The organism is Pseudomonas sp. 10S5, from assembly GCF_035019745.1.
In the GTDB taxonomy this organism is placed as follows: domain Bacteria; phylum Pseudomonadota; class Gammaproteobacteria; order Pseudomonadales; family Pseudomonadaceae; genus Aquipseudomonas.
Map to the genome: position 1 here is coordinate 63727 of NZ_JASJVL010000001.1, position 11706 is coordinate 75432.

Annotated in this window: 10 protein-coding genes; 9 read left to right on the forward strand and 1 reads right to left on the reverse strand. The window is 55.5% G+C overall.

Annotated elements, in window-relative coordinates:
• The first annotated feature begins 65 nt into the window (after window positions 1–65).
• Together QN378_RS00270 and QN378_RS00275 are read left to right on the forward strand one after the other, a co-directional pair.
• Window positions 66–1400: an iron-containing redox enzyme family protein gene (locus QN378_RS00270; RefSeq protein ID WP_322206888.1), complete on the forward strand. Its 1335-nt coding sequence runs from the start codon at window positions 66–68 to the stop codon at window positions 1398–1400.
• 21 nt (window positions 1401–1421) lie between these two features.
• On the forward strand, window positions 1422–2375 hold the full coding sequence (locus tag QN378_RS00275; protein ID WP_322204286.1) for a class I SAM-dependent methyltransferase: 954 nt from the start codon (window positions 1422–1424) through the stop codon (window positions 2373–2375).
• Window positions 2376–2438: 63 nt separating this feature from the next.
• On the opposite strand, the gene galE is transcribed toward QN378_RS00275, so the two are convergent.
• Entirely contained in the window at window positions 2439–3467 is a 1029-nt protein-coding gene (gene galE, locus QN378_RS00280) for a UDP-glucose 4-epimerase GalE (RefSeq protein ID WP_322204284.1), read from the reverse strand.
• A gap of 400 nt (window positions 3468–3867) precedes the next feature.
• Between galE and QN378_RS00285 the strand changes: the two genes are divergently transcribed.
• The 7 genes from QN378_RS00285 (at window position 3868) to QN378_RS00315 (ending at window position 11702) form a co-directional block, all read left to right on the forward strand.
• The gene (locus tag QN378_RS00285; protein WP_323546970.1) at window positions 3868–5052 is read left to right on the forward strand and encodes a glycosyltransferase family 1 protein; all 1185 of its coding nucleotides are present in this window, start codon (window positions 3868–3870) and stop codon (window positions 5050–5052) included.
• Window positions 5040–6227, forward strand: coding sequence for a UDP-galactopyranose mutase (glf, locus tag QN378_RS00290; protein WP_322204280.1), 1188 nt, complete (start codon window positions 5040–5042; stop codon window positions 6225–6227). Before QN378_RS00285 ends, glf begins: the two co-directional genes overlap by 13 nt.
• Before the next feature lie 2 nt (window positions 6228–6229).
• The gene (locus QN378_RS00295) at window positions 6230–7396 is read left to right on the forward strand and encodes a beta-glucosidase (RefSeq protein ID WP_322204279.1); all 1167 of its coding nucleotides are present in this window, start codon (window positions 6230–6232) and stop codon (window positions 7394–7396) included.
• Complete coding sequence (locus QN378_RS00300) at window positions 7397–9163, forward strand: ABC transporter ATP-binding protein (RefSeq protein WP_323546972.1); 1767 nt, start codon at window positions 7397–7399, stop codon at window positions 9161–9163.
• 130 nt (window positions 9164–9293) lie between these two features.
• The gene (locus tag QN378_RS00305) at window positions 9294–10649 is read left to right on the forward strand and encodes an Nramp family divalent metal transporter (protein WP_322204275.1); all 1356 of its coding nucleotides are present in this window, start codon (window positions 9294–9296) and stop codon (window positions 10647–10649) included.
• Between the two features lie 160 nt (window positions 10650–10809).
• Window positions 10810–10986 carry a general stress protein gene (locus tag QN378_RS00310; RefSeq protein ID WP_322204273.1) on the forward strand — a complete coding sequence of 59 codons (177 nt, stop codon included), beginning with the start codon at window positions 10810–10812 and terminating at the stop codon, window positions 10984–10986.
• Window positions 10987–11132: 146 nt separating this feature from the next.
• Window positions 11133–11702 (forward strand): DUF4174 domain-containing protein, encoded by a 570-nt coding sequence (locus tag QN378_RS00315; RefSeq protein WP_322204271.1) that lies wholly within the window; start codon window positions 11133–11135, stop codon window positions 11700–11702.
• Window positions 11703–11706 lie beyond the last annotated feature (4 nt).

Consider the following 11706-nt stretch of genomic DNA (forward strand, 5'->3'; position numbering starts at 1 on the left):
ACAGCGTCTCGCCGCTTTATTCTGCCCATGAGAACGACGACATAAAACGGCTTTACGATCAACTGATGCAAACGCCCGGCGGGGAAGTTATCAGTGACGCCCGGGAATTTTTGCATCGTCAGTTGGCGCTGGTGGGTGAGCAGCCCTGCGATCTTCCTGAGAATCCATCCACCTTGGAAACCTGGGTCGAATCCAAGGCATCTCAAGTGGGTGAACTGTACGCGCGTTACCTTAAAGCACGGCAAAACGGCGGCAATCGCCGCTACTTCACTAACAAGGCGCATGCGCTATATTTCCTGCAATGCGTTGCGCCGAGCAAGGCCGTGGATGGCGCTTGGCTGTACGGAGTGCTGCGGCATTGGGACGATTATCGTTTTGACGGCTTGGTTCGCACGTATCTCGAAGAATTGGGCGACGGTGACCCCGCGCAGAACCATGTAGTTCTCTACCGCAAGTTGCTCGCCGAACACGGCTGTGAGGCCTCAATCGATTTGCAGAATCAGCACTATCTTCAGGGCGCGTTGCAGCTTGCACTGGGTTATAACGTTCGGCACTTTTTGCCAGAGGTGATCGGCTTCAATCTCGGCTATGAACAGTTACCGTTGCACCTGCTGATTACCGCCTATGAACTCAGCGAGCTGGGCATTGATCCTTATTACTTCACGCTGCACGTAACCATCGACAACGCCAGTTCCGGCCATGCACGCAGGGCTGCGCATTCAGTCCTGGAATTGATGCCGGTGGACAGCAGTCCTGCCGATTTTTACCGACGAGTTGCGTTGGGCTATCGGCTTAACAACCTAGGGCTAGATACACTTTCAGTGATTGAATCCTTCGACCTTGAGCACGAGGTGATTCAGGTGTTGGAGCGCAAACGCAGCTTTGGTCAGCACATGCATTCCGACTACTGCAAATTCGAAGGTCAGACGGTTAACCAATGGTTGCAGGTACCCGGAAAAATCCCCGAGTTCTTGGCAGCGTTGCAAAACAAAGGCTGGATCAAGCGTGACCAAGACCCGGAGCTCAGCCGGTTTTGGCAATTGATCGATGGTCCCGGGGCGTCAATGTTCGGGGTGTTCAGTCCCTATGAAAAACAACTTCTGCGCGATTGGATTGCAGGCAGTTGGTGCCCTGCGCAGACTCAGTCTCGCGCACGGGTGCTGCCCGGCAGGGCTCGCTCTGGTTTCAATCCCAGTGAAGCGTCACCCCCTCACCAAATGTCCACCAGCCTTCCCGATAAAACGGTCGACGCCGATATGGATCGCTTACGCACCGAACTGCAACGCGTCAGTCAGCGGCATCAAATTTTGTACCTCATCGAGCGTATGGCACCGGGGCGGCATTCGACCCCTGCGGGGCTGCTAGCTACCCGGCTGTTCGCCGAATTTATCGGGCAATAAGGTTCATAACAGGGAGATGCGATGCAAACCGATGACCAGCAATTAGCTGCTGATACGGCGTTGTTACAACTGGGCCGACGGCTACAGGCAGATGGGTATCACTTCACCACCGTGACGCCGCTGACTCACCGCCGGGTCAATGAGCGTGCAGGTTCCACTATGGCGGCCACCTTGCGCGATGTCTTCGGTTGGAACCGACTCTTTTCGCCCTCCCTGATGTCCGCCGACGAATTGCAGCAGATGCGCCAGGCAGGGGTTATTGATGAGCGGCCCAATGGATTGCTAAGCAAGGTCCGATGGTCGAGCTTAAGTGACTTGCTACTGGTACATTCCGGTTTTCCCACCACCGCCAGCGACGCGGTATTTTTCGGTCCCGATACCTATCGGTTTGCACAGGTGATCGAAGCTCATCTGCAAAGCAGTTTTCATGAAATCAACCATGTGATTGACATCGGTTGTGGCTCGGGGGCGGGCGCTATTCTGATTGCTAAAGCTCGGCGTGAAGCGCAAGTCCTCGCGACGGACATCAATCCTGTGGCGCTGCGCATGACGTCGGTGAACGCCGCGTTGGCCGGTGTCGCCAACGTGTTCTGTCAGCACAGCGATGTTCTGCAAAATGTCACCGGCACGTTCGATCTCATCGTGGCGAACCCGCCCTATATGAAAGACCCTAGTCAACGTGCGTACCGCCACGGCGGGGGTAATTTGGGCGCTGAACTGTCACGGCGAATCGTCGACGAGGCGCTGCCACGGCTTTCCGTGGGTGGCTCGTTGCTGCTATACACCGGAGTTGCGATGGTTAACGGCAGCGATCCGTTTATTGCCTCGTTAAACCTTTTATTGGGCCAACCAGAGTTCACTTGGACCTACCGTGAACTGGACCCAGACGTCTTTGGCGAAGAACTGGCAACCCAAGGCTACGAGAACGTGGATCGAATCGCAGCAGTCGCCCTGACCGTGACCAGAAAGGCATGATAGTGGGTTAGCCCGGCTGCTCTATTTGCTGGCCGGGTTACAACCAATCTGGGAAAGCCCAACCTAAACCGCCACCGCATCCACTGCATACCCATTTGGGTTCAAGCACTGCCAGCGCCAGGCATCCTCAAGCATGCAATTCAAATCCCGGGTTGATTTCCAACCCAGCTCCTTTCGCGCTTTGCTGGGGTCTGACCAGCATTGGGCGATGTCACCGCTGCGCCTTGGTTCGACGCTGATCGGCATACGCGTGCCGACTACGTTTTCGAAAGCACGCAGCACTTCCATGACCGAGTAGCCGCGACCGGTGCCGAGGTTCCAGGTTGAGATCCCCGGTTGATTGCGCAGCCGTTTCAAAGCCATCAAATGACCTTCGGCCAAGTCGACGACGTGCAAGTAATCGCGAATTCCGGTGCCGTCCGGTGTCGGGTAATCGTTGCCGTAGATGCGCAATGCCGGCAGTTGCTTCAGAGCCACCTGGAGTAAATACGGCAACAGGTTGTTCGGGATGTTTTTTGGGGCTTCACCCAGCAGACCGGACGGATGTGCGCCGATGGGATTGAAGTAACGCAGCAGACCGATGGCCCACCGCGGATCAGAATGCGCCACGCTGCGCATTACATGTTCCGCCATGAGTTTGGAGTGGCCGTAGGGATTGGTCGGAGAACCCAGCTCGGCGCTTTCACTGATAGGCATGGTTTCGCTTTCGCCGTACACCGTGGCCGATGAGCTGAACACCAGCGTGAACACCCCGGCGTGGGCCATCGCTTGGCACAGGGTCACGCTGCCGCTGACATTGTTTTCAAAGTACCGAAGGGGTTGGCGGACGCTTTCACCCACGGCTTTTAAACCGGCAAAATGCATCACGGCGTCGATTGGATACATGGCGAATACTTTGTCCAGCAAACGTCTATTGCGCACATCCCCCAACACAAACTGCGGTCGAGTCCCGGCCAGTCGGGCGACACGTTCCAGGGAGACTCTCGAGCTATTGCATAAATTGTCCAACACCACGACTTCATATCCGTTTTGCAGCAATGTAAGCACTGCATGAGCGCCGATATAGCCCGCCCCCCCAGTTACTAGAATCATTGGGTATCCCTCGAACCTTCCAATCCTCATTGACCGGTAACGCGAACAGTTAAGCCGCGTGACGGCCTGATCGAGCGCAGTGCGCCACTGCGTACCGGACAACCAATGCTTACGGTTAGTACAGGAAATCGCGCTGCTCTTGAGGGTGGGAAATCCAGGTTCTTCGCGAGTTCAGCGCAGGTTGCTGACCGGTGGTGACGCTTCGTCGCTTCGTTTTGATTTGCGCTGAACGGCTATACGAGATGCCTACTCCCATAGTAAGTACCAGGGGCTTTACCGGATGTCCTGCGTCTGGCTGACAGTGTTGTTGCCTTCATTGGTATCTGCATATCCGTAGCAAGTTCATTTGGGTGTTTCACCCTTGGTGGTACGTAAAGACGTTTTTGCAGAGGAAGAAAAGATGGAAAAAGCCCAGACGCAATGCCCCGATGCTGTTGATAGTCAGCAAAACATTTCTCAAGCCGTCAAGGCACTCACAGCCAACCTGCGACCGACCTTGTTGTGCCTGTCGCATTTGCGCTGGGGGTTTGTTTATCAGCGTCCGCAACATTTGATGTCGCGATTTACCCGGGACTATCAAGTGCTTTTTTTTGAAGAACCGTTGCTCTCGGACCGAGCGACTGCCTGGCTTGAAGAGCAGTTGCAGGCCAGCGGCGTCAAGGTACTGATCCCTCGCGTCCCGGCCGGTTTGACTGCCGATGCCGTGACTCGAATACAGCGTGAGTTAATCGACACGTATCTTGCTGAATATCCGCCCCTGGAATTGCTACTGTGGTACTTCACGCCCATGAGTCTGGCGTTTACCGAGCATCTTAATGCCCAGGTCACAGTGTTCGATTGCATGGATGAGTTGTCGGCGTTCAAGGGCGCTCCACCCGACTTGCTTGATAAAGAACGTCAGTTGCTGGAGCGCGCCGACGTGGTATTTACCGGCGGGTATAGCCTGTGGGAAGCCAAACGCGATCAGCACGCTAACGTCCATCCTATGCCTAGCAGCGTCGATATTGAGCACTTTGCCGAGGCTCGAAACATAAAGACCGAACCGATGGATCAACGCGAGATTGGTCATCCACGCTTGGGATTTTTTGGCGTTATCGATGAGCGCTTCGACGTTGAGCTACTGACAGAGTTGGCGGTGCAATACCCGCGATGGCAGTTCGTGTTGATTGGCCCGGTGGTGAAAATTGATCCTGCTTCCCTGCCGCGCTTGAACAACATTCATTACTTGGGCGGCAAAAGTTATACGCAGCTTCCGGATTACCTCAGTGGTTGGGACGTGGCGCTGATGCCGTTTGCGATTAATGAATCAACTCGGTTCATTAGCCCGACCAAAACCCCTGAATACCTGGCGGGCGGCTGCCCGGTAGTGTCGACACCGATCATCGATGTGGTACGCATGTATGGCTCCAGTCCGGTGGTGCGCATCGCAGGTGTGGCCGAGGATTTTGCTCAAGCGATCAAGGCGGCGCTGCTTGATCGCCATGATCTTAAAACCCTTTACCGCCACGCGGATCAAGCGTTGGAAGGGAAGTCTTGGGATCAGACCTGGACCCAAATCAAGGAGCAGATTGAATGCCTAAAATAACCCTGGAAATGGCTGAGCAAACTTGCCGCTACGACTATTTAATTGTCGGAGCGGGGTTTGCCGGAAGCGTGTTGGCCGAGCGGTTGGCGGCTGGGCTGGGCAAGCGTGTGCTGTTGATTGATCGACGTGAACACGTCGGCGGCAATGCTTACGATCACTACAATGACGCCGGAATTTTGGTCCATCGTTACGGGCCTCATATTTTTCATACCAACGCCCAGCGCATTGTTGATTACTTGTCTGACTTCACCGAGTGGCGTCCCTATGAGCATCGGGTGTTGGCGAAAGTCGATGAGCAGCTGCTGCCGATTCCGATTAACGTGACGACGCTTAATGGCTTGTACGGGTTATCGCTGACCGAAGAGCAAGCGCGGGATTTTCTTGCCAGCCGCGCGGAACCGGTGGCCGATATCCGTACCTCGGAAGATGTGGTTATCAATCAAATCGGTCGCGAACTGTATGAGAAGTTTTTCCAGGGCTATACCCGCAAGCAATGGGGCCTGGACCCCTCCGATCTGGATAAATCAGTGACGTCGAGAATTCCGACCCGCACCACCACGGATGATCGCTATTTCACCGATACGTTCCAAATGATGCCGTTGCACGGCTACACAGAAATGTTTGAGCGCATGCTCGATCACCCGAGCATCGACATTGTGCTCGACACCGATTTTGAAGACGTGCGTGAGCGCGTGAGCTATCGACACCTGGTGTATTGCGGCCCCATTGATGAGTTCTTTGGCCACTGCCTGGGTCGATTGCCGTATCGGTCGTTGCGCTTCCTCCATGAAACCGTGAATCAGGAGCAATTCCAGTCGGTGGCGGTGGTCAACTATCCCGCGGAGTCGGTGCCTTACACCCGGATTACCGAATACAAACATTTGACCGGGCAGGAACACCCACTGACCAGCCTCACCTATGAATTTCCGTGTGACGATGGCGACCCCTACTATCCGATCCCACGGCCTGAAAACGCTGAGCTGTATGCGCGCTATAAAGCGTTGGCGGAAGAAACCCCTGAGGTGACTTTTCTTGGACGTTTAGGGACTTATAAGTACTACAACATGGATCAGGTCGTGGGTCAGGCATTGGCTTTATACAAGCGCATTGCCGACGCAGAGACCAGTGCCAGTGAGGCGCTACAGGCAGGACAGCCTGCCACTGTCGGGGAGTGAGCATGCAACAGGCAAAACTGTTCGAGAGTTTTTTTATGGGTGGTTTCGAGTGCTCGACTCACCGTCGGCGGGACGGACAACGCCTCGATCTCATTCGCTCCAGTGCCCATGACCGATGGGCCCGTGAGGATTACGCGCAGTTAGCGACGGCGGGTATCCATACCGTCAGGGATGGGTTGCGCTGGCATTTGATCGAGCGGCAATCCGGTCGGTATGACTGGAGCAGTTTTTTACCGATGCTGCGGGCTGCCAATGCGCAAAAAACGCAAGTTATTTGGGATCTGTCGCACTACGGCAGCCCGGACGGCCTGGACATCTGGCGCCCGGGATTCGTTGATCGGTTCGCCCGTTTTGCCGGGGCCGTGGCGAGCGTGGTCCGGGATGAGTCGGATCAGATTCCGTTCTATTCTCTGGTGAATGAAATGTCTTTCTGGGCTTGGGCTGGCGGTGACGTCGGCTACTTTGAGCCAGGTGCACACGGGCGGGGGCTGGAGCTCAAACATCAGTTGGTGCGGGCCAGCATTGCTGCCATAGAAGCAGTCCGTGCGGTGGAACCTCGGGCACGCTTTGTCCAGACCGATCCAATCATTCACGTCCTGGCCGACAGCTCTCGCCATGAAGATACGGCTGCGGCCGAAGGCTATCGGATGTCTCAGTTCGAAGCCTGGGATTTATTGATCGGTGAGCGCTGGCCAGGCCTGGGTGGTAAACCTGAGTACCTGGACATCGTTGGCGTTAACTATTACCCGCACAATCAATGGATTCTCAGCGGCCCGAGAATCTTCCGTGGCGACTCACGTTACCGTCCACTGGCGGGCATGTTGGTTGAAACCTGGCGGCGCTATCAACGACCGGTCGTGATTACTGAAACCGGCTCGGAAGGCCACGAACGGGCGAGTTGGCTGAGGTACATCTGCGAGCAAGCGACACTGGCGATGGCTCGCGGCGTTCCCATTGAAGGCATTTGCTGGTACCCAATACTCGATTACCCGGGATGGGATGACAATCGGCACTGCCCGGCCGGGCTGTTGGGGTTTGCCGACGAGCAAGGGCGGCGGTTGATAGACGAGTCACTGTCGTCAGAGCTTCACGCCCAACAGCGGCATTTCGCGTTGCTGGATGCAAACCCGGCTATGGAGACTCACGTATTTGACAATGAGTCCCGTTAAATGAGCCGTGATCGGGAGGTGAACCGACCGTTACCTGGACATCCGCTAGCTTTTTTGCTGCGCTATATTCGGCAGCGGCCCTGGCAGTTTGGGGGACTGTTCGCACTGGTGATCGGCGCAGCAGTGTGCGCGGTGGCTGTGCAATATGGCATGAAGTTGCTGGTGGACATCATGACCTTGGGCAATCGCTCGACGGATTTGATCTGGAAACCGTTCGCGCTTTTTCTCACCCTGATCGTCATCGAAAATCTGCTCTGGCGCCTTGGCGGTTGGTTAGGGTCTCGTACGGTAATCGCCAGCTGTGCAGATTTGCGTGTCGATTTATTCAATCATCTGACCGGCCACCCGATGCATTACTTTTCAGCGCATTTCGCTGGGGCGTTGGGTAATCGGATCTCTGCCACCGGTGCCGCTGCGGGGGGTATTTATGGCGGTTTGGCGTGGAAGATAGTGCCGCCGTGCGTGGATTTTATCGGTGCGGTGGCGGTGCTGAGTCTGGTGAATGTCGGCATGGCGGTCGCATTGGTTGGCTGCGTGCTAGTGGTGGCGACGTTGATTACTTTATTCGGCATCGGGGGTCGGAGCCGACACATGAGCTTCGCCGCTCAATCGGCCAGGGTGGGTGGAGAAATCGTTGACCTGGTGTCTAACGTTTGGACGATCAAGGCGTTCTCCGCCAGGGCTCGCGAAGGCGTGCGCTTATCCCAAGCAATCGGAGTTGAGGCCAAGGCACAGCGGCGTAGCTGGATCTACCTTGAGTCTGCGCGGATGTTGCATGACGTTTGTCTCTCACTAATGGCCGGCGGCATGTTGGCGTGGGCCTTACTCGACTGGCAAGCGGGCAGCGTAACGGCCGGTGATGTGGTGATGGTCAGTGCGTTGACCTTCAGGATTTTGCACGGATCTCGAGACCTGGCGTTGGCGCTGGTGGATACAGCGCAGCAAATGGGTGCGATAGCCGATACGTTGCGAATCATCATCCAGCCCTACGCGTTGCTGGACGCCAATGTCGAGTTGTTTACTTCCAAAGGCAATATCGAGCTGGTTGACGTCAGTTATCAATACCCAGACGGTCGGCGGGTGCTCGAACATCTCTCGCTGTTTGTGCCAGCTGGGCAGCGTGTCGGCATTGTCGGTTCTTCCGGGGCGGGGAAATCGACGTTGATCGGCTTGATTCAACGCCTCGATGACGTGTCTGGCGGCGTTATCCTCATTGACCAACTGGACATTCGCTCTGTCAGCCAAGATAGCCTGCATCGCCAGATTTCAGTAGTGCCGCAGGAAGCGGCGCTGTTTAACCGCAGTGTCTACGAGAACATTCGATACGGTCGTCCAGACGCTGGCAATGAAGAAGTGCTGGCCGCCGCCCGCCATGCTTATTGCGATGAGTTTATTCGGCAACTGCCCCAAGGCTATGAAACGTTGGTAGGCGAACGCGGGGTGATGCTTTCTGGCGGTCAACGCCAGCGTCTGGGTCTTGCGCGGGCATTTCTTAAAGCTGCGCCAGTGCTGATCCTGGATGAGGCGACCTCCGCGCTGGATTCTCATTGCGAAGCGTTCATCAAAGCTGCACTGAGCGATCTTATGAAAAATCGTACCGTGTTGGCGGTCGCTCATCGGTTATCCACGGTGGCGAATTTTGACCGTGTGATCGTTCTGCAAGAGGGGCGTGTCGTGGAGGACGGTCCTCCCGCCGATTTATTGCGTCAAGGCGGGGTGTACGAAGCGTTGTGGGCCGCCCAGGCCTTACCGCAAAAGGCGCCCTGAACCATGGGGCGCTTTGTGGCTGAAACTGACGGTTGCTATAGAGGTCGGCGGAACTCGCGTTCTGGAGCGGCATCCACCGATGGAGCGCCAAATGGATGTCCATCGATGGCCGAATTGTACAGGGTGGACAATGAGCGTACCGGAGAACAACGATTCAGCCGTCGTGAGCGGTTGTGAGCCAGCGGTACCGGCCCGAAGATTAAGTCTTGGCGCACTCAATGGCAGCATTGCGTTGCCCAACGCCCAGCATTGGTTGCGGCGCTTGATAGCCTTTACCGGACCGGGTTATATGGTTGCGGTCGGCTACATGGACCCTGGCAACTGGGCTACAGACATTGCCGGCGGATCGCAGTTTGGCTATCTGCTGTTGTCGGTGATTTTGTTATCCAGCCTGATCGCAATCCTCTTACAGGCGCTCGCGGCGCGGTTAGGCATCGTTACCGGGCTGGATTTGGCGCAGGCGTGCCGCGAGCAATACAGCAGGCCAACATGCATCGCGCTATGGCTGGCATGTGAAAGTGCCATTATCGCTTGCGATGTGGCAGAGGTCATCGGTACGGCGATTGCCTTGAATCTGCTGTTCGGTCTACCCCTGTCATGGGGGGTAATCCTCTCGGTCGCCGATGTATTCTTGATTCTTATGCTCATGGGCCGTGGTTTTCGTGCCCTGGAGGCGTTTGTAATCACTTTGCTGACGCTCATTTTCATCTGCTTTGGGGTGCAGATGGTGTTGGTCCATCCGTCCATCGGCGAGATTGTCGCGGGGTCTATTCCTCACTCTCAGATCGTCGCCGATCCGATTGCTTTGTATTTGGCTATTGGCATCATTGGCGCCACGGTCATGCCGCATAACCTTTATCTGCACTCGTCCATCGTTCAAACTCGCGCTTACCCACGGACTTCTGACGGGAGAAAGTTCGGGCTACATTGGGCGGTAGTGGACAGCAGTGTTGCGCTGATGCTCGCACTGTTCGTGAACGCAGCGATTCTGATTACGGCGGCCGAGGTGTTTAACAAAGCCGGTCGCACCGATGTGCTGGACATCGAACAAGCCTACCACTTGCTCTCGCCAATGCTCGGCGTTGGCGTGGCATCGACGTTATTCGCGGTGGCGTTATTGGCATCGGGTATCAATTCGACGGTTACGGCAACGCTGGCGGGGCAGATCGTAATGGAGGGTTTTCTCCAGTTGCGGGTGCCGGACTGGATGCGTCGGCTGTTGACCCGGGGACTGGCTGTTATTCCGGTGATTGCAGTGACCAGTCTGTACGGGCCAAACGGTGCCACGAAATTGTTGGTGTTCAGTCAGGTGGCTCTATCGATGCAGCTACCATTTGCAGTCATTCCACTGGTGCGATTCGTCTCAAGTCGAAAACTGATGGGCGATTTCGTGACAGGGCGCTGGCTGACGTTTGTCGCCTGGGGCGTCGCCCTACTGATTGTGGTTTTAAACGTGGAACTGTTAGTTATTACATGCGTGGGCTGAGGAGCGTAACGGCTCTTCTTAAATCGCGTTTAGTTGAAACCGCAGCAGAAAAATGCCATTTGTCAGCTACGCGCTTTTTTTTTAAAACTATTTTTAGAGCGAGGATTCGTAGATAAAGCGGGGCGTTACAGCTTCGCTAAATCAATATGAGGATTGCATCATGCCTAACAGTGGAAATTCTAACTCGGGTAATTTCTCAAACGATCGTGAAAAGGCCTCAGAGGCCGGAAAAAAAGGAGGTCAGAGCTCCAGCAACACGACTCAAGATCGCGATAAAACATCTGAAACCGGAAAAAAAGGCGGTGATAGCAGCCACGGCGGCGCCCGCAAGTCCTAAGTGAGTTGTAGGGACGGGGGCCAACCCCGTCCCTACAAAAAACCCACGGGCTACGCCGTTCCGATCAGATAATTTGAGGTGCTGACTGGACCTTTCGCCATGATAAGCAATCATTAGTGCATGAATACCCAAAAAAGGAACTGTGCATGCTTATCCGGTGTTTAGCATTGGCCACTTTATTCACGGCTGTTATTGGCAACGCATTGGCGGCTGACAGTGACGAACCCTTGGCTCAAGATCGCGGCCGGTCGCGACCGTTAATCATTATCGCCTCAAGCTCTGTTGACCCTACGGTGGTCAGTTTGAAAAAGGCGTTAGACGAACCGGCCAATCGCGCTGCGTTCAACGAACGTAATATGGTCCTGTATACCGTGATCAATCTTATAGGCCAGCGCGACGGCAAAAACATGGACGCACAAACCACCATGGCTTTGATTCGCGAGTTGAAGATTGGCGCTGGCGGCCAAGCCAAGGTCATTCTGGTGGGCAAGGACGGCGAGAAGAAAATCGAGCATTCCGGACCCATTGATCCGAAGGAGATTTTCAGCACCATCGATCAAATGCCCATGCGCGAAAAAGAGGCGTCCGCGCCCGTTACTTCGAACTCTGCGCCAGTGGCTGCCCCTGACACGGTAGCGCCGCAAAATACCAAGGTCGGCAAATCAACCAAAGCCGGGAAGGCGTCTCCTACACCCGCCAAGTCGCTGGATGACTAACCGA